Origin of the sequence: Limnohabitans sp. (assembly GCF_030158565.1) — a bacterium.
Classification (GTDB): Bacteria; Pseudomonadota; Gammaproteobacteria; order Burkholderiales; family Burkholderiaceae_C; genus Limnohabitans_A.
Genome location: NZ_JAOASQ010000038.1, coordinates 87,865 through 105,373, shown reverse-complemented (window position 1 = coordinate 105,373; position 17,509 = coordinate 87,865). Strand labels below are relative to the sequence as shown.

General features: G+C 62.0%; 15 protein-coding genes. 6 read left to right on the top strand and 9 right to left on the bottom strand.

All coding sequences use genetic code 11. From position 1 onward, the window contains the following. Positions 1-10 precede the first annotated feature (10 nt). Both Q1W40_RS08305 and Q1W40_RS08300 read right to left on the bottom strand, forming a co-directional pair. Positions 11-394 carry a hypothetical protein gene (locus Q1W40_RS08305; protein ID WP_300710900.1) on the bottom strand — a complete coding sequence of 128 codons (384 nt, stop codon included), beginning with the start codon at positions 392-394 and terminating at the stop codon, positions 11-13. Then, positions 391-1,782, bottom strand: a complete 1,392-nt coding sequence (locus Q1W40_RS08300) for an acyclic terpene utilization AtuA family protein (RefSeq protein WP_300710898.1) — start codon at positions 1,780-1,782, stop codon at positions 391-393. The genes Q1W40_RS08305 and Q1W40_RS08300 overlap by 4 nt, the downstream gene beginning before the upstream one ends. A 168-nt stretch (positions 1,783-1,950) precedes the next feature. On the opposite strand from Q1W40_RS08300, the gene Q1W40_RS08295 reads away from it, so the two are divergent. The 6 genes from Q1W40_RS08295 to Q1W40_RS08270 are packed head-to-tail and all read left to right on the top strand — an operon-like array spanning position 1,951 to position 8,591. After that, positions 1,951-2,826 (top strand): branched-chain amino acid ABC transporter permease, encoded by an 876-nt coding sequence (locus Q1W40_RS08295; RefSeq protein ID WP_300710896.1) that lies wholly within the window; start codon positions 1,951-1,953, stop codon positions 2,824-2,826. Between the two features lie 9 nt (positions 2,827-2,835). After that, complete coding sequence (locus Q1W40_RS08290) at positions 2,836-3,912, top strand: branched-chain amino acid ABC transporter permease (RefSeq protein ID WP_108326294.1); 1,077 nt, start codon at positions 2,836-2,838, stop codon at positions 3,910-3,912. Beyond that, complete coding sequence (locus Q1W40_RS08285) at positions 3,909-4,739, top strand: ABC transporter ATP-binding protein (RefSeq protein ID WP_300710893.1); 831 nt, start codon at positions 3,909-3,911, stop codon at positions 4,737-4,739. The genes Q1W40_RS08290 and Q1W40_RS08285 overlap by 4 nt, the downstream gene beginning before the upstream one ends. After that, positions 4,736-5,527 carry an ABC transporter ATP-binding protein gene (locus tag Q1W40_RS08280; protein WP_300710891.1) on the top strand — a complete coding sequence of 264 codons (792 nt, stop codon included), beginning with the start codon at positions 4,736-4,738 and terminating at the stop codon, positions 5,525-5,527. The genes Q1W40_RS08285 and Q1W40_RS08280 overlap by 4 nt, the downstream gene beginning before the upstream one ends. A 3-nt stretch (positions 5,528-5,530) precedes the next feature. Continuing rightward, positions 5,531-7,387, top strand: coding sequence for a long-chain fatty acid--CoA ligase (locus Q1W40_RS08275; RefSeq protein ID WP_300710890.1), 1,857 nt, complete (start codon positions 5,531-5,533; stop codon positions 7,385-7,387). A 37-nt stretch (positions 7,388-7,424) separates the two neighbouring features. Continuing rightward, positions 7,425-8,591: an ABC transporter substrate-binding protein gene (locus tag Q1W40_RS08270; RefSeq protein ID WP_300710888.1), complete on the top strand. Its 1,167-nt coding sequence runs from the start codon at positions 7,425-7,427 to the stop codon at positions 8,589-8,591. A gap of 73 nt (positions 8,592-8,664) precedes the next feature. Here the strand turns inward: Q1W40_RS08270 and Q1W40_RS08265 are convergent, their stop codons facing one another. The 7 genes from Q1W40_RS08265 to Q1W40_RS08235 form a co-directional block, all read right to left on the bottom strand. Then, positions 8,665-9,834, bottom strand: a complete 1,170-nt coding sequence (locus Q1W40_RS08265) for an acyl-CoA dehydrogenase family protein (RefSeq protein ID WP_300710886.1) — start codon at positions 9,832-9,834, stop codon at positions 8,665-8,667. Next, complete coding sequence (locus Q1W40_RS08260; protein WP_300710884.1) at positions 9,831-11,813, bottom strand: biotin carboxylase N-terminal domain-containing protein; 1,983 nt, start codon at positions 11,811-11,813, stop codon at positions 9,831-9,833. The genes Q1W40_RS08265 and Q1W40_RS08260 overlap by 4 nt, the downstream gene beginning before the upstream one ends. Further along, positions 11,810-12,616, bottom strand: a complete 807-nt coding sequence (locus tag Q1W40_RS08255; RefSeq protein ID WP_300710882.1) for an enoyl-CoA hydratase-related protein — start codon at positions 12,614-12,616, stop codon at positions 11,810-11,812. The genes Q1W40_RS08260 and Q1W40_RS08255 overlap by 4 nt, the downstream gene beginning before the upstream one ends. Then, the gene (locus Q1W40_RS08250) at positions 12,613-13,785 is read right to left on the bottom strand and encodes an acyl-CoA dehydrogenase family protein (RefSeq protein ID WP_300710880.1); all 1,173 of its coding nucleotides are present in this window, start codon (positions 13,783-13,785) and stop codon (positions 12,613-12,615) included. Before Q1W40_RS08250 ends, Q1W40_RS08255 begins: the two co-directional genes overlap by 4 nt. A 461-nt stretch (positions 13,786-14,246) precedes the next feature. Continuing rightward, complete coding sequence (locus Q1W40_RS08245; RefSeq protein WP_300710878.1) at positions 14,247-15,869, bottom strand: carboxyl transferase domain-containing protein; 1,623 nt, start codon at positions 15,867-15,869, stop codon at positions 14,247-14,249. Beyond that, positions 15,866-16,768, bottom strand: a complete 903-nt coding sequence (locus tag Q1W40_RS08240; RefSeq protein ID WP_300710876.1) for an SDR family oxidoreductase — start codon at positions 16,766-16,768, stop codon at positions 15,866-15,868. Before Q1W40_RS08240 ends, Q1W40_RS08245 begins: the two co-directional genes overlap by 4 nt. Next, positions 16,765-17,430 (bottom strand): TetR/AcrR family transcriptional regulator, encoded by a 666-nt coding sequence (locus Q1W40_RS08235; RefSeq protein WP_300710874.1) that lies wholly within the window; start codon positions 17,428-17,430, stop codon positions 16,765-16,767. The genes Q1W40_RS08240 and Q1W40_RS08235 overlap by 4 nt, the downstream gene beginning before the upstream one ends. Between the last annotated feature and the right edge of the window lie 79 nt (positions 17,431-17,509).

Below are 17,509 nucleotides of genomic sequence, written 5' to 3'. Positions count from 1 at the left end.
TCGACACGTTTTAAGCGTCAGGCCACCAGCCCCTTCGGGGGCTTTTTTGCGCCTGCTCGAATTCTTCGGCGCTGAGCTCGATCTCCATGCGCAAAAGCGCTGCGCCCATGGCTTTGCCCAGGTTGTCCAGCCGCAGGTTGCGCGCACCGCCGCCTTGCAGGGCACCATGCAGCACCAGCTTGATGGCCAGGATGTTGGGCAGCGGCCAGACATCGACATGGCCGGGCAACCAGGGCGCAAAGTGCGCTTGCACTTTGGAGGCCGTCACCTCGCGTTCGAGGATGCGGTAGCCCGCTTCGTTCCAGGCGAACAGGCCGAAGTCCACCCAGTCGGCTTTGTCGCCGCTGCGGGCGTGGGCCAGTTGCACCAAGGGGATACGCAGTGTTGAGCTCATGGCTGCACCTCCAGCATGTCAACGCGCGCGTGTACCTGCTCACGCGCAATCAAGGTCGGCCAGATGCCCAGCAGCTCGCTGGTGTTGTTCAGGCCCTGAAATCCACAGGTGTAAGCGGGGCCGCTCAAGGCCATCCAGGGGAACAGCCGGCCAAAGCTATCGGCTGCGGCTTTGCTCGGCGTGCGCAGCACCATGCGCACCCAGATCTCGTTGCGTTGATTGAGCTCGGCGGCGGCAGGCAAGGGGGCCAAGGCCCCGTGTGCCGAGTTCAGGCCGGGGTATTCCACAAACAATTCGTCGAAAGGAATTTTTCGCTCGCACAATTGTTCGCGCACGATGCGTTCGGCCGCTTGAACCTTGTCCCAAGCGTCGGGCCATGAAAAGCCCCAGGTGATGTCGGCCTTGAAGCCGTCCCTGAAGCCCGCCACCACCTTGAGCTGCTCGGTGGGTGGCGTGCCTTGTGCCCCGGTCAGACGCACACGGTGCTGGCCTTCGTCGTGCAACTGGATCTGACCCATGTCGAGCACCACATCGGGTGAAAAATACGCGTGCGGGTTGTGCACCTCGTACAGCAGTTGCTGGCGCACGGTGTCAAAGTTCACCAGCCCGCCTGTGCCGGGTGCTTTGGTGATGATGGCGGTGCCGTCGGCATGCACCTCGGCGATCGGGTAGCCGATGTGGCCCAGATCCGGAATGTTTTGCCAGTGACCCTGGTCCCCAAAATTGCCGCCGCTGCCTTGGCCCGAACATTCCAGCAAATGCCCCACCGTCAGGCCCTGGGCCAGGCGGTTGAAGTCTTCGGGCGTTTGGGCATCCGAGAGCTTCCAGCCCAGGCCGTGCACCAAGGGGCCCAGAAACAAGGCCGCATCGGCCACGCGTCCGGTGATGACGATGTCCGCGCCTTGCGACAGTGCATCCACGATGGGCTGCGCACCGAGGTAGGCATTGCCAAACACCAGGCGCTCACGCACCGTGCCCACATCGCCGCCGTTCATCAGGTGGTCAAAGCGTGTGTGTTCGTCCTGCAAGAGGTCGAGCACATCGTCGCCCGACACCACGGCGATGCGCGGGTGCCAGCCTTTGGCGGCCAGCGCCGTTTGTACAGCTTGTGCCGCCCCCATGGGGTTCAGGCCGCCCGCATTGCACACGAACTTCACGCCACGCGCTTGCATCAAGGGCCACAGGCGCATGAGCATGGGCACCACATCGCGGGCATAGCCCAGCGAGGGATCGCGTTGCCGGTCTTTTTGCAAGATGGCCAGGGTCAGTTCGGCCAGGTGGTCGCTGGCGATGTACTGCACATCGCCGCGCTCAATGCTGGCGGCCACGGGCTCCCAGTTGTCACCATAAAAACCAAGCCCTGAGCCAATGCGTATGGATTGCGTCATGGGCCCATCTTGCTGCGCCGCACGTGACTGTGGATGGGGGACAACCCCTAGGGTCAGTCTCGTGAAAGACATACACAATCGCACGACCGTTCGCAAATGGTCTGGGCATGAACCACAGGTTCCATCCGGACTGGCGCAGGACGACAGAAGTACAACAAGGAGACAAGCGTGCAAGTGCTGCAACTGCTGATCAGCGGTGTGGCTCAGGGCTGTATCTATGGACTCATTGCCCTGGGTTTCGTGCTGATTTACAAGGCCACCGAAACGGTGAGCTTTGCCCAAGGCGACCTGATGATGGTCGGCGCCTTTGCGGGCCTGGCCGCCATGACCTGGCTGGGTATGCCCTTTTGGCTGTCGGTGCCCGCCGCCATCATCGCCATGGGCGTGTTTGGCGCTTTGCTCGAACGCCTGGTCATCCGCCCGATCCTGGGGCAACCCGCTTTCTCCATCGTCATGCTGACCATCGGTGTGGGCTATGTGCTGCGCGGCCTGATCACCATGATCCCCGATGTGGGCACCGACACCCACACCATGCCCGTGCCCTACGCCGGGCAGGTCTTGCAGATGGGCGCGCTGGTGGTGGCGGCTGAGCAGCTGGTGGTGATCGCCTTCACCACGGTGCTCTGTCTGGGCTTGTTTGCCATGTTCAAGTACAGCAAGCTGGGCATCGCCATGCAGGCGTCCTCGCAAAACCAGTTGGCCGCCTATTACATGGGCATCCCGGTGCAAAGCCTCAACGGCCTGGTGTGGGGCCTGGCCGCAGGTGTGGCGGCGGTGGCGGGTTTGCTGTTGGCGCCCATCACCTTTGTGCACGCGAACATGGGCTTCATTGGCCTGAAGGCTTTTCCGGCCGCGGTGGTCGGGGGCTTTGGCAGTTTGCCGGGCGCCATCGTTGGCGGTCTGGTGATCGGCATCGTGGAGTCCATGGCCGGTTTCTATTTGCCTGAAGGTGTGAAAGACATTGCGCCTTACATCGTGGTCTTGCTCATGCTGGTGCTCAAGCCCAACGGCTTGTTTGGCGAAAAACTGCGCAAGAAAGTCTGAGGCCTTAGCATGCGATTCATTTTCAAAACCCAATACAACCAGGACATCACGCTGGCCAAGCACGGCGGCCATGTCTTTTGGTACAGCTTGCTGGCGCTGTTCCTGATCGCCGCCCCCTGGGTGGTGGCTGAATACTGGCTGGCGCAATTGACCTTTGTGTTGATCTACGCGGTGGTGGGCTTGGGCCTGATGCTGCTGGCCGGTTTCACCGGTTTGTTCTCCATGGGGCATGCGGCCTTTTTGGGCGTGGGCGCCTACACCGAAGCGGTGATGGTCAATGCCGGGGTGCCCTTTCCCTTGGCCTTGATTTGTGCCGGTTTGTTCTCGGCCATCGCGGGTGTCATCGTGGGCTTGCCTGCGCTGCGCGTCAAAGGCATTTACCTGGGCATGGCCACTTTGTCCTTTGGCTTCATCGTCGAAGAAGGCATTGCGCGTTGGGAACACATGACCGGCGGCAACGCTGGCCTGAGTGTCAATCCACCGGCCATGATGGGCTGGACACTGGACAGCACCGAGTCTTTCTATTACCTCTGCTTGGTGGTGACAGTAGGCGCCACGCTGGCCATCCTCAACTTGCTGCGATCGTCCACCGGTCGGGCTTTTGTGGCCATCCGCGATTCCGAGATCTCGGCTCAAAGCATGGGCATCCACCTGGCCCGTTACAAGACCTTGTCGTTCGCTTTGTCGGCCGCGCTGGCGGGCATTGGCGGCGCTCTGTACGCGCACAAAATCCAGTTCCTCTCGCCCGATCAGTTCAACATCATTCAGTCGATCGACTTGCTCTTGATGGTGGTGATCGGTGGTCTGGGCTCGGTGCACGGTGCGTTTTTGGGCGCGATCTTTTTGATCGTCATGCCGCAGCTGATTGCCATGGGCAAAGACTTTTTGCCTGCTGCCATTGGCGGTGCCACCGGCCTGCAAGGCACGGTCTACGGCATCGTGCTGATCGCCTTTGTGTTGTTTGAACCCATGGGCCTGTACGGTCGCTGGCTCAAGGTGCGCACCTGGTTCCAGCTGTTCCCGTTCTACCGCCGTGGCATGTTCAAACGCCAGAAATCCTTCCAGAAGTCGGACCGCCTCAAATGAACGACGACATCCTCCTTTCTGCTCAGAACCTGAGCGTCCGCTTTGGCGGAGTGCTGGCCGTCAACAACGTCAGCTTCGACGTCAAGCGAGGCGAAGTGTTCACCCTGATCGGCCCCAACGGCGCGGGCAAAACCACGGTGTTCAACCTGATCAGCCGCATCTACACGCCCACCACGGGCACGATCGACTACGCAGGCCCCGAGGGTACGCTGCGCCTGACGGACCAGCCAGCGCACAACATTGCCGGGCTGGGCATTGCGCGCACCTTCCAGAACATCGAGTTGTTCGAGCACGCCACCGTGTTGCAAAACCTGTTGATCGGCCGCCACACGCACCGCAAAACCGGTTTGTGGAGCGAAATGTTTTTCAGCACCAAAACCCGTGCGGCCGAAATCGAAGCGCGTGAAAAGGTCGAAGAAGTCATCGACTTCCTGGACCTGCAACACCACCGCGATTCCATGGTTGCAGGCTTGCCTTACGGCGTGCGCAAAGTGGTGGAGCTGGCCCGTGCCCTGTGCACCGAGCCCAAGCTGCTTTTGCTGGACGAGCCTTCTTCGGGCCTGAACGTTGAAGAAACCGAAGACATGGCCTTCTGGATTTCCGACATCCAACACGAGTTGGGCATTTCGGTCCTGATGGTCGAACACGACATGGGCCTGGTGTCCAAAGTGTCTGACCGCGTGCTGGCCATGAGCCAGGGCCAGGAGCTGGCCACCGGCACGCCCAGCCAGGTGCAAAGCGATCCCGGCGTCATCGAGGCCTATCTGGGTTCGGTGGACGATGTGTCTGCGCTGCGCCGCGAAAACCACACAGCGGAGGCCGCATGAACACCGTTGCGAACGAAGACAACATCGTCCTCAAACTGCTCAACGTGGAAAGCGCCTATGGCCCGATCAAGGCCATCCGGGGCGTGAGTCTGGAGGTCAAAAAGGGCGAAATCGCCACCGTGCTCGGCTCCAATGGCGCGGGCAAAACCACCATCCTCAAAACCATCAGCGGCATCATCGATCCGCGTAAAGGCTCGGTCGAATTCAAAGGCCAGAACATCACCGCCATGGACCCGGCGCACATCGTGCAACGCGGTCTGATGCATGTGCCTGAAGGCCGTGAGGTGTTCCCGCTGCTGTCGATCCGCGACAACTTGCTGATGGGTGCTTTCACCCGCAACGACCGCGATGGCGTGGCCCGCGACATGGAAGCGGTGTTCAACTACTTTCCCATTTTGCGCGAGCGTGCAGCGCAAGACGCTGGTCTGCTATCGGGCGGTCAGCAGCAGATGCTGGCGATCAGCCGGGCCCTCATGGCCAACCCCGTTCTGATCTTGCTGGATGAACCCAGCTTGGGTCTGAGCCCGAAGCTGACCAAAGAGATTTTCGAGATCGTGGTGCGCATCAACCGCGAGCGCGGCACCACCATTTTGCTGGTCGAGCAAAACGCCAACATGGCGCTCAATGCCTCGGACTACGGTTATGTGCTGGAAAACGGCCGCATCGTGATGGAAGACAGCTGTGCCCGCTTGCGCGAAAAGGACGACATCAAGGAGTTCTACCTGGGCATGAAGGAAGAAGGCGTGCGCGCCGACCGCCGCTGGAAAAAGAAGAAAACCTGGAGATAAGAGATGAGCAACCTCTGGGACGTCTCGGGCATTGCGCCCAACAAAAACATCGTCATGGCGGGCGAAACCATTCCCGCGATTTTCTGGAACGCAGTAGCCGCCCGAGGCCCCAAGGTGTGGATGCGCCAAAAAGAACTGGGCATCTGGCGCAGCTGGACCTGGAACGAAACCGCTCAGGCCGTGCGCGAGATCGGCCACGGATTGATGTCCTTGGGCTTTGAGGCCCACCACACCGCGTCCATTTTGTCCAACACCAACATCGAATGGGTCTTGTGCGACTTGGCGGTGCTGAGTGCCGGCGGCGTGGCCAACGGCATTTACCCCACCGATGCGGCCGAACAAGTGCATTACCTGAGTGAAGATTCGGGCACATCCGTGTTGTTTGTCGAAGACGATGAGCAACTCGACAAAGCTTTGGCCGTGCGCGATAAATTGCCGCTGCTCAAAAAAATCGTCGTGTTCGACATGGACGGTCTGCGCGAGTTCCACGACCCGCAGGTGATCAGCCTGGATGACTTGCGCGCCTTGGGCCGTGAGCACCTGAAGGCCCAGCCCGACATGCTGGCGCAGCGCACCCAGGCCTGCCGCGCCGAAGACCTGGCCATTTTGGTCTACACCTCGGGCACCACCGGCAAGCCCAAGGGCGCCATGCACAACCACCGGGGCCTGGTGCACAGCGTGCGCGGCTACAACACGCTGATCGCGCGTGACGAGACCGACGAGTGCATGTGCTTCTTGCCCCTGTGCCACATCGCCGAACGCATGGGCGGCGAGTATTTCTCGCTCTACACCGGCGCCAAGTTGAACTTTGTTGAGAACCCCGAAACCGTGCCCGAGAACGTGCGCGAGATCGCGCCCACCGTGTTCACCGGTGTGCCGCGCGTGTGGGAGAAGTTTTATTCAGGCGTGATGATCGCGCTGAAAGAGGCTGGTGGCTTCCAGCAAGCTGTGTATGGCTGGGCCATCGGCGTGGGCCAGCAGGTGGCCGTCTTGGTGCTGGCGCGCAAGCCCGTGCCAGCGCATTTGAAGCTGCGCTTTCATGTGGCGCGCTGGCTGGCACTGAACAATGTGCGCAAGATGATCGGCATCCACCGCGCCCGCTTTCTGGTCACCGGTGCAGCGCCTATTTCGCCCGATCTGGTGCGCTGGTATCTGGCTTTGGGCCTGCCCATGCTGGAAGTCTGGGGCATGACCGAAACCTGTGGCGCGGCCACCGGCGTGCCAGCCGACCACATCAAGCCCGGCTCCATTGGCCCTGCCGCCGACTTCAACGAAGTGCGTCTGGACCCGGTGACCGGTGAGATCCTGGTGCGCGGCATCAACGTCTTCATGGGCTACCTGAACCTGCCCGAGAAAACAGCCGAGACCATTGACGCGGACGGCTGGCTGCACACCGGCGACGTGGGTGTGGTCGATGAGGAAGGGTTTTTCCGCATCACCGATCGGATGAAAGACATCATCATCACGGCTGGGGGCAAGAACATCACCCCGAGCGAACTGGAAAACGAACTGAAATTCTCGCCCTACATCACCGACGCGGTGGTCATTGGCGACAAACGGGCTTACCTCACAGTGATCATCATGATCGATCAGGAAAACGTGGAGAAATACGCACAGGACAACGATGTGCCTTTCTCCAACTACGCCAGCCTGACCCGCGCTGCCGAGGTGCAAGACCTGATCCAAAACGAGCTCGAGCGCGTGAACAAGAAATTCGCACGCGTCGAACAAATCAAGAAATTCTGGCTGCTGGAGACGCAACTCACGGCCGAAGACGAAGAGCTGACGCCCACCATGAAGCTCAAGCGCAAACTGGTTCAACAAAAGTACGCGCCACAAATTGAAGCGATGTACCGCTGACCGATTCACCTTTCACTTACAACAGGAGACAAGCCCCATGAAAATCCAACTCAGTCTGATCGCCGCAGCGATGGCACTGGCCGCAGGCAGCGCCTCGGCCCAAACGCAGGGCGTGAGCAAAAACGAAATCGTCATTGGCTCCATCCAGGACTTGTCCGGACCCTTGGCAGGTTTTGGCAAGCAGGTGCGCCTGGGCATGATGCTGCGTGTGGACGAAGTCAACGAGCAAGGCGGCGTCAATGGTCGCAAGATCAAGCTCTTGGTCGAAGACTCGGGTTATGACCCGCGTCGCGCTGTGCTGGCTGCACAAAAACTGGTCAACCAAGACAAGATCTTTGCCATGGTGGCCCACATTGGCGCCGCGCAGAACATGGCCGCCATGCCTGTGCAGTTCCAGAAGAACGTGGTCAACTTCTTCCCTGTGACCGCAGCGCGTGAAATGTACGAGCCCTTCCACAAGCTCAAGTACTCGTTCGCCGCCACGTATTACGACCAGATGCGCCAGGCCGTGCCAACCCTGATCAAGGAAAAAGGCGCCAAGCAAATTTGTGCGATGTACCAGGACGATGAATTCGGTCTGGAAGTCTTCCGCGGTGCGGAAGCCGGCTTGAAGGAAGCCGGCTTGCAGTTCGCTGAAGTCACCACCTACAAGCGCGGCGCGACCGACTTTGCATCGCAGATGCAAAAGCTGGCCTCCGCCAAGTGCGACTTCGTGGTCATGGGCACCATCATCCGTGAAACGATCGGCGGCATCGCCACCGCACGTCGTCTGGGATTCAACCCCACTTTCGTCGGTTCGAGCGCGGCATACACCGACTTGATCCACAAGTTGGGTGGCCCCGCCATGAATGGTTTCTATGCCACCATGACCTCACAGCACCCCTATCTGGACGAGGCCTCGCAGCCCATCCGCTTCTGGGCCAACAAGTACAAAACCATGTTCAACGAAGACCCCACCGTCTTCTCGGCCTATGGCTACGGCGCCGTGGATTCGTACCTGCGTGCGGTTGAAAAAGCCGGTGCCAACCTGACCACCGAAACCTTCATCAAAGCCATGGACACCATGAAGATTCCTTCGGACATCTTCGGCAGCCCCGAGATGACGTTCAGCCCCACCAAGCGTTTGGGCAACAACATCTCGCGCATGTCGCAGATCCAGGAAGGTCGCTGGAAAGTTGTGGCTGACTACCCCAAGGCCAAGTGATCATTGCAGCGCAAGCTGCATGAAAAAAACCGCCAGCGCCCGCAAGGGCCTGGCGGTTTTTTCATGGAAGCATTCAAATGCCCAACTGCTTGGCGGCCAGCTCTTTCATGATCTCTTCGGCCCCCCCGCCGATCATCATCACCTTGACTTCGCGGTAAACCCGTTCGCTCACGGTGCCGCGCATGAAGCCCATGCCGCCCAGCAGTTGCACGGCGGCATCGGCGCAAAACTGCATGGTCTGGGTGGCGTGGTTTTTGAGCAGGCACACCTGGGCCACCCACTCGGCACCGGTCTGGCTTGCATCGGCTTGCTGCGTCACGGTATCCACCCAAGCTTGCGTGGACGAGATGCGCATTTGCATGTCCATCAACTTGTGCCGGATCGCCTGCCGCTCGATCAGGGCCGCGCCAAAGGTCTGGCGCTGGCGTGCCCAGTCCAGCGCTTCGTCAAAACAAGCCTGGGCAAAGCCCAGTGCCATGGCCGACATGGCCAGGCGCTCGCCATTGAAGTTGCCCATGATCATCTTGAAACCTGCGCCTTCTTCACCCAGCCGATAACGCTGGGGCACCCGCACGCTGTCAAAGTGCAGCTGAGCGGTGTCCGAGCTGTGCCAGCCCATCTTGTGCAATCGCGTGCGCGTGATGCCCGGCGTGTCGCCCGGCACCACCACCATCGAGATGCCGCTGGCCCCTTTGCTGGCCGGGTCGGTGCGCACGGCCAGGGTGATCCAGTCGGCGCGCAGGCCCGAGGTGATGAAGACTTTTTCGCCGTCGATCACATAGTCCGCGCCGTCAGCACGGGCGGTGGTACGCAGGCTGGCCACGTCCGAGCCGCCGCCGGGCTCGGTGATGGCCAAGGCCGCGATGCGTTCGCCGCGCAGCACAGGGGGCACCACTTCGGCTTGCAGCTCGGCGCTGCCATGCGCCATGACCGGCGGCAGGCCGATGTTGAGCGAGAACAAGCTGGCCATCACGCCACCGCTGCCACCGTAGCGGGCCAGGGTTTTCGATAGGACGTTGCGTGCGCGCCAGGGCGCGGGTGTGCCGCCCAAATGTTCTGGGTAGCCCAAGCCCAACAGGCCTAGCTCGGCAGCTTGCGTGTAGAGACTGCGGTCGAATTGACCCGCTTCTTCCCAGGCGGGGACATGCGGGGCGATGGCCTGGCGGGCAAAGCGCTCCACCGTGGTCTGCAGGCTTTGCAGGTCTTCTGTTGTGAAATCGGGTGTGAATTCAGCGGTGTTCATGCGGCGTCTTTCCATTGCACCAGCACCTGGCCGGGGCCCACTTGCTGGCCCACACTGGCCGAGAGGCTGTGCACCACCGCATCGCGTGGGGCACACAAGATGTGTTCGAGCTTCATGGATTCGATCACCAGCACGGCATCGCCCTGTTTGACCGCTTGGCCCTCTTGCACATGCAGCGCGATGAGCTTGCCGTTGAAGGGCGCGCGCAAAGACTGCACAGCTTGCGCGCTGGCGCCTGTGCTGGGTGCGTTGTGGCTTTGGTCGCTGAGCCACAGCTCAAAGCACGTTGGGCCTTGCAGTTGCACATGCCAACGCATGGCGGTGCCCGCATCCCGGCATGCCGCGGCACGCGCTTGCCAGCGCTGGCCATTCAAGTCGATGTGCAGCCATTCGCCGTTGCGCTCCACACGGGCCTGGTGTGTGACATCACCTGTTTGGATGCGCACTTGGCCCTGCCCCAGTTCTTGCACGCTCAGCGAAAAAATTTCTGAACCCAGGCGCATGCGCACTGGCCGCATGAATGGGCTGGGCATCGCGGCGGCGGGCGCTTGGCTGGCATAGAGCACGGCCAGCGCGGCCGCGGTGCGTGCTTCGCTCGTGGCTTGCAGGCTTTGGCGCACCGCATCGGCTTCTTCAGCCAGGAAGGGGATCAAGGCCTCACCAGCATGGAACACCGGGTGCTGCAAGCACGCGGCCAGAAAGGCGCGGTTGGTGGGCAGGCCCAGCACGGCCGTCTGATCCAGACCGCTGCAAAGCCGGTCGATGGCTTCTGCGCGTGTGGGCGCGTGGGCGATCAGCTTGCCCAGCATCGCGTCGTAGTGCGGTGTGACCACGCTGCCCACCTGCAAGGCATGGTCAAAGCGCAAACCCCCAGGCGCTGCAAAGGCTTGCACCGTGCCGGTCTGCGGTGTGAAGTGTTCGTCTTCGGCGCACAGGCGCACTTCGATCGCGTGGCCGTGCAGCTGCACATCGGCTTGCTCCAGTGGCAGCGGCTCGCCGCGTGCAATGCGCAGTTGCCACTCGACCAAGTCCAGCCCCGTCAGCATTTCGGTGACGGGGTGTTCCACCTGCAAGCGGGTGTTCATTTCCATCAAATAGAAGGGCTTGTCGTTTTGGGCCTCGTCCAGCAAAAACTCCACCGTGCCTGCACCCACATAGCCTGCCGATTGCGCCAGCGCAATGGCTGCTTTGCCGAGTTGTTCGCGCAGCGCAGGCGTCACTGCGGGGCTGGGCGATTCTTCGATGATCTTTTGATGCCGCCGCTGCACCGAGCAGTCGCGCTCGCCCAGGTGGATGCAGTGGCCGTGCGCGTCGGTCATGATCTGCACCTCGATGTGGCGGGGGCGCAGCAAAGCGCGCTCCATCAGCAAGTCGCCGTTGCCAAACCCGGCCAGCGCTTCGGAGCGGGCGCTGTGCAGCGCGGGCAGCAGTTGCGCCATGTCGGTCACCAAGCGCATACCGCGCCCGCCTCCTCCAGCCACGGCTTTGACCATGAGCGGCAAGCCCAGCTGCTGCGCTTGTGCAGTGAAAGTGGCATCGCTTTGGTCCGCGCCAAAGTAGCCCGGCAGGCAGGGCACACCGTGTTTCAAGGCCAGCGCTTTGGCGGCTGATTTGCTGCCCAGTGCGCGAATGGCCGCAGGCGGTGGCCCAACCCAGGTCAGGCCCGCGTCGATCACCGCTTGCGCAAACTCGGCGTTCTCGCTCAAAAAACCATAACCCGGGTGCACCGCATTGGCACCGGTGGCCTGTGCGGCCGCCAGCAGTTTGTCGATGCGCAAATACGAGTCAGCGGACAGCGTGCCGCCCAAAGCGACGGCGGTGTCGGCTTCGTGCACATGCAAGGCGTTGCGGTCGGCATCTGAATAAACAGCCACCGTCTGAATGCCCATGTGGCGGGCGGTGCGGATCACGCGGCGGGCGATTTCGCCCCGGTTGGCGATCAACAGGCGGGTGACTTTTGTGGACAAGGTAGATGTCATGTGGCGTCCTTGCCAGAAAGTGTCCAAGGTGCAGGCTGTTTGCGCGCAAACGCGGCCAAACCTTGCGCCGCTTCGGCGCTGCGCAGGCCTTGTGCAAAAGCTTGGGCTGCGGCATTGCGCAAATCAGGCACCGACCCGCGCAGCTGCCTGAGCAGTTGCTTGGTGCTGGCCACTGCGCCGGGTGCAGCGCGCATGAGGCGCGTCAGTGTTTGTTGCCAAGCTTCATCGCTGCCCTGTTCGATCACCTCGTTCACCAAGCCCACTTGCAGCGCTTGCGCTGCGGTGTAGCTCAGCCCTTGCAGCAGGCATTGGCGTGCCGCGCTCTCCCCCAAGCGTTGCCACACAAACGGCGCAATCTGCGCAGGCGGCAGGCCCAGCGTGACCTCGGGCGTGCCCAGCACCGATCGTGCTGTGGCCACCACATGGTCGGCGCAACACACCAGGCCAAATCCGCCGCCCATGGCTGCGCCATCGACCCGGCACACCAGCAGCTGAGGCAGGGCAGAGAGGGCGTGCAGCAGGTCGCCAAAGCCACGGTTCATGGCCACCAGCGGGTCGGTTTGGCCCGCTTGCAAGGGCTGGCCGATCAGGCTGGCAAAGCCGCCCAAGCTGCCCCCCGCGCAAAAGGCACCGCCAGCACCGGTCAGCACCACGATGCGCAGTGTGGCGTCTTGCGCTGCACGCGCACAGGCTTGCAGCAAGCCGGCCACCACCGCATCGCTCAGGGCGTTGCGCGTGGCCGGGTCGTTCATCGTCCAGGTCTCGACCGCGCCCTGACGTTCGATCAACAAAGCGCTGCTCATTTTTGCGGCCGCTTGGCAATGCCCATCATCTTGGACAGGATGCCCAGCATGACCTCGTCAGCCCCGCCGCCAATCGAGGCCAGACGGCCGTCGCGGTACATGCGCGAGACCTTGTTTTCCCAGGTGAAGCCCATGCCGCCCCAAAACTGCAAGCAGGTGTCGGGCACCGTGCGGTTGAGGCGCCCGGCCTTGAGTTTGGCCATGGTGGCCCATTCGGTCACGTCTTCGCCCGCGATGTAATGCTCGCAGGCTTGGTAGGTCAGGGCGCGCAGGCTTTCCACATCGGCCTTGAGTTCGGCCAGCTTGAACTGCACCCACTGCTGGTCGGCCAGTGTGCTGCCAAACAGCTTGCGCTCTTGCGCCCATTCCACCGTCCACTGGATGCAGTTGGTCAGCGACTGCAGCGTGCTGGCCGCGCACCACAGGCGCTCTTCCTGGAACTGCTGCATCTGGTAGATGAAGCCCTGGCCTTCGGCGCCGATGCGGTAGCGTTGCGGCACCCGCACCTCGTCAAAATAAATCAGGCCGGTGTCGCTGCTGTTCATGCCGATCTTCTTGATCTTTTTGCCTACCTCGATGCCGGGCAGCAGTTTGCCGTTTTCGCGCATGGGCACCATGACCAGGCTTTTGTTTTTATGGATGGGTCCTTCACCCGTGTTGACCAGCATGCACATCCAGTCGGCTTGCAAGCTGTTGGTGATCCACATCTTCTGGCCGCTGATCACATAGTCGTCACCGTCCTTGCGCGCCACGGTCTTGATGCCCGCCACATCGCTGCCCGCACCCGGCTCGCTCACGCCGATGCAGCCCACCATGTCGCCTGCAATGGCCGGGGCCAAAAACTGCGCACGCAATTCATCGCTGCCAAAGCGCGCCAAAGCGGGCGTGGCCATGTCGGTTTGCACGCCAATCGCCATGGGGATGCCGCCGCAGTCAATGTGCCCCAGCGCCTCGGCCATGGCCATGCTGTAGGAATAGTCCAGCCCCGCACCGCCAAAAGCTTCGGGCTTGGTCAGGCCCAGCAGGCCCAAATTGCCCATCTTCTTGAAGACCTCGTGCGCCGGAAAAATCTCGGCCGCTTCCCATTCGTCCACATGGGGGTTGATCTCGGCTTCGATGAAACGCTTGAGCGTGTTCTGGATCTCGCGGTGTTCGTGGGTGTATCGCATGGTGTGTCTCCTGGTGTGTCAGTTGCTTGTGGTGTTTGTCATGCCGGTTGCTTGTTGATTTGTCATGCCGGACTTGATCCGGCATCCATGTGTGAAGGGGATGGGCCCCGGGTCAAGCCCGGGGTGACAGAGAAGAGTGTCGTGTGCGGGGTGACATAAAAGCTTGTCATGCGGGACTTGGTCCGGCATCCATGCGTGAAGGGGGATGGACCCCGGGTCAAGCCCGGGGTGACAGAAGGGGAAGTCAAGTCCGGGGTGACAGAGAAGAGTGTCGTGTGAGGGGTGACACAAAAACTTGTCATGCCGGACTTGATCCGGCATCCATGCATGAAGGGAGATGGACCTCGGGTCAAGCCCGGGGTGACAAGGGAAGGTGTCATGCCCAAGGTGGCGAGGGAAGGTGTCATGCCCGGCGTGACGACGGAGGGTGGCGTGCGCGAAATGTCAGGCATGAAACATCCTCACATGCGGGCCACGCCAAAGCTTGTGGCGCGGGGTTGACGGGCTGCAGCTTCAAAGCAGGTGTCCAGGCAAAAGCTCAACACGCTGCGGGTGTCGCGTGGGTCGATCACGCCGTCGTCCAGCACCAAGCCGCTGGTGTAGAAGGCATCCGCCTGCGCTTCAAACAGGGCCACGATCTTGTCGAACTGGGCCTGCATTTTGTCGGGGTCGGGCGTGATGCCTTTGCGGGCCATGCCGGCCTCGGCCACGATCTGCATGGTGCGGGCGGCTTGTTCGCCACCCATCACCGCCGTCTTGGCCCCCGGCCAGCTGAACAAAAAGCGCGGCGCATAACCTCGCCCGCACATGCCGTAGTTGCCCGCACCAAAGGAGGCCCCGCACTGGATGGTGATTTGCGGCACGGTGGCGTTGGTCACGGCCTGGATCATCTTGGAGCCGTGCTTGATCATGCCGCCTTGCTCGCTGTCTTTGCCCACCATGTAGCCGGTGGTGTTTTGCAAATAGACGATGGGGTGACCCAACTGGCACATCCACTGGATGAAGTGTGTGGCCTTGTTGGCCCCAGCCACATCAATGGGCCCGTTGTTGCTGATGATGCCCACCGCATGACCGCCGATGCGTGCATGGGCACACACCGTGGCCGCGCCAAACAGGGGTTTGAATTCCAGAAAATCCGAGTCATCGACCAGACGCAAGATAACTTCGCGCATGTCGATGGGTTCGCGGTGGTGGGCGGGCATCAGGCCCAGCAGTTCTTCGGCGTCCAGGCGCGGGGGCTTGAACGTGTTGTTCTCATTGCGCTGCGTGCTGTGCGCAGCCCAGTCCCAACGCGCCACCACATCGCGGGCCGTGCCCAGCGCGTGGCGGTCGTCTTCGCACAGGTATTCACCCAGGCCCGACACGCTGGTGTGCATCTCGGCCCCGCCCAGTTCTTCTTCGGTCGCCACTTCGCCGGTGGCGGCTTTGAGCAATGGCGGCCCCGCCAAAAAGGCCCGCGATCGGCCGCGCACCATGATCACGGTGTCACTCAATCCCGGCATGTAGGCCCCGCCTGCCGTGCCTGAGCCGTGTTGCACCGTGAGTACTGGCAAGCCCGCCGCCGACAGACGGGCGAGGTTTCGGAACAGGCTGCCCCCCAGCACAAACCCCTCGACCTTGTATTGCATCAGGTTGGCCCCGGCACTTTCGACCAGGTGCACAAAAGGCAGTTTGTTTTCGAGTGCGAGTTCTTGTACACGCAAAATCTTTTCAAGGCCTCGCGCCTGAATCGCCCCGGCTTCGATGCCCGAGTCACTCGCCACCACCATGCAGCGCACACCGCTGATGAAGCCAATGCCCGCGATCATGCCGCCGCCGGGCACCGACTTGGTAGGGTCCGGCGTGTCCTGCATGAAGCCCGCCAGCGCGCACAGCGGCAAGAAGGGCGCACCCGGGTCCAGCAGCAAAGCGACACGTTCACGCGGCAGCAGTTGCCCGCGCTTGTCGAAGACTGGTTTGGATTGGGCTGAGGCCAGCGCTGCGCGGTCTTGCAAAGCATGCCACTGCGCCAAGCGGGCCAGTGCGGCTTCGCGCCGCTGCTGGGCTACGGGGCTGTGCGGGTTCCAGGTGGATTCGAAATTCATTGGAATACCTTTGGAGTCACGGCGCGGTGAAAGCCGTCAAAGGGTTTGACGGCATCGCGTTCTTGCACATCGGGCTTGGCCACGGCTTGTTGCCAGCCCATGCGCATTTGCGGGCGGGCACCGTCCACGCGCAGCACCGTGCCGCTCACAAAGCTGGCCGCAGGCGAGAGCAAAAACACAATCGCTGCGGATGTTTCGGCCTCGGTGCCAAAGCGGCCTTGCGGCACCGTGTTGCGCATCTCGCGCAGCATGGGACCGGCCTCGGGCGGGTAGTGGTCCATGCCGCTGCTGGCGATGTAACCCGGTGCCACGGCGTTCACGCGCACCCCTTGTGCGGCCCACTCCAACGCGGCAGTCTCGGTGAAGCTGACCATGCCCGCCCGCGCCGCGCCGCTGTGGCCCATGCCCGGCATCGAGCCCCACATGTCGGCCACGATGTTGACCACCGCGCCGCCGTGTGCTTGCATGCTTTGGTTGAAGCACTCACGCGCCACCAGAAAGCCACCGGTGAGGTTGGTGTCGATCACCGCTTGCCAGCCTTTGGCGCTGGTCTTGGCCAGCGGCGAGATGTACTGCCCGCCCGCGTTGTTGACCAGGCCGTGGATGCGCCCGTGCTGCTGCACCACCTGCCCGACCATGGCTTTCACATCGTCTTCGCGCCGGATGTCGCAGCTGTGCCAGCTGGCTTGCCCACCGTCACCTGTGATCTCTTGCGCAGTGGCGGTCAATTTCTCGGGGTTGCGGCCTACCAGCACCACATGCGCGCCCAGGCTGGCCAACTCGTGCGCGGTGCAACGGCCAATGCCCGAGCCGCCGCCGGTGACCAGGATGACTTGCCCGCGCAGCAGGCCGGGGGAAAAGACCGATCGGTAATGGGCTGCAGGGGGCGAGGTGTTCATGCGGTGTCTCGTAAAAAAAGTTGCAGGGCGGTGTCGGTCAGGTCGTCCAGCGAAGCCCGCTTGGCCTTGCCGCTTTGGCGCGGGGCTTCGTACCACTGCACCGACCAATTCAGGGCGCCAAAAATCATCAGCCGCGCCAGCCCCACCGGTGCTTGCAATTGGCCGCTGTCTTGCAAGGCTTGCAGCACCGGTATCCAGGCGGCTTCGTAATCGTCTTTGAGTTCGGTGATGACCTTGCGTTGTGCAGGCGCCAGCGAACGCCACTCGTAGAGCATCACCGGGATGAAATCACTGTCCGGGCCGAGCAGCACATCGAAGTGGTGACGGATCAGGCTGCGCAGGCGCTCGCGGGCGCTTTGATTGGGTGTGGCTTGACCGCAGGCGGCCAGCTGGCGGGCAATGGCTTGCTTCATGCCTTCGACCATCACGGCCAGCAAGAGGTCCTGCTTGTTGCCAAAGTGGTAGAAGGGCGAGCCCGATTGCATGCCGACCTTGGCCGCAATCTCGCGTGTGCTGGTCGCGTCGTAACCCTGCAGCTTGAACAGCTGCGCCGCTGCCGAGATGAGCGCCTGACGGCGGTTGCCATCGTCGCGCTCATGCTCGGTTTTACGCGGCCGACCGCGTGCGCGTTTGGGCGCAACAAGGGTAGGAGAGCTGATCATTTTTGAGGTGTCATGCCGGACTTGATCCGGCATCCATGTGCGTTGGGGGATGGACCCCGGGTCAGGCCCGGGGTGACAG

What these genes read in the sequence shown, in the direction of transcription:
- Q1W40_RS08305 (WP_300710900.1), bottom strand. Translation starts at nt 394, where the DNA reads ATGAGCTCAACACTGCGTATCCCCTTGGTGCAACTGGCCCACGCCCGC.
- Q1W40_RS08300 (WP_300710898.1), bottom strand. Translation starts at nt 1,782, where the DNA reads ATGACGCAATCCATACGCATTGGCTCAGGGCTTGGTTTTTATGGTGAC.
- Q1W40_RS08290 (WP_108326294.1), top strand. Translation starts at nt 2,836, where the DNA reads ATGCGATTCATTTTCAAAACCCAATACAACCAGGACATCACGCTGGCC.
- Q1W40_RS08285 (WP_300710893.1), top strand. Translation starts at nt 3,909, where the DNA reads ATGAACGACGACATCCTCCTTTCTGCTCAGAACCTGAGCGTCCGCTTT.
- Q1W40_RS08280 (WP_300710891.1), top strand. Translation starts at nt 4,736, where the DNA reads ATGAACACCGTTGCGAACGAAGACAACATCGTCCTCAAACTGCTCAAC.
- Q1W40_RS08275 (WP_300710890.1), top strand. Translation starts at nt 5,531, where the DNA reads ATGAGCAACCTCTGGGACGTCTCGGGCATTGCGCCCAACAAAAACATC.
- Q1W40_RS08270 (WP_300710888.1), top strand. Translation starts at nt 7,425, where the DNA reads ATGAAAATCCAACTCAGTCTGATCGCCGCAGCGATGGCACTGGCCGCA.
- Q1W40_RS08265 (WP_300710886.1), bottom strand. Translation starts at nt 9,834, where the DNA reads ATGAACACCGCTGAATTCACACCCGATTTCACAACAGAAGACCTGCAA.
- Q1W40_RS08260 (WP_300710884.1), bottom strand. Translation starts at nt 11,813, where the DNA reads ATGACATCTACCTTGTCCACAAAAGTCACCCGCCTGTTGATCGCCAAC.
- Q1W40_RS08255 (WP_300710882.1), bottom strand. Translation starts at nt 12,616, where the DNA reads ATGAGCAGCGCTTTGTTGATCGAACGTCAGGGCGCGGTCGAGACCTGG.
- Q1W40_RS08250 (WP_300710880.1), bottom strand. Translation starts at nt 13,785, where the DNA reads ATGCGATACACCCACGAACACCGCGAGATCCAGAACACGCTCAAGCGT.
- Q1W40_RS08245 (WP_300710878.1), bottom strand. Translation starts at nt 15,869, where the DNA reads ATGAATTTCGAATCCACCTGGAACCCGCACAGCCCCGTAGCCCAGCAG.
- Q1W40_RS08240 (WP_300710876.1), bottom strand. Translation starts at nt 16,768, where the DNA reads ATGAACACCTCGCCCCCTGCAGCCCATTACCGATCGGTCTTTTCCCCC.
- Q1W40_RS08235 (WP_300710874.1), bottom strand. Translation starts at nt 17,430, where the DNA reads ATGATCAGCTCTCCTACCCTTGTTGCGCCCAAACGCGCACGCGGTCGG.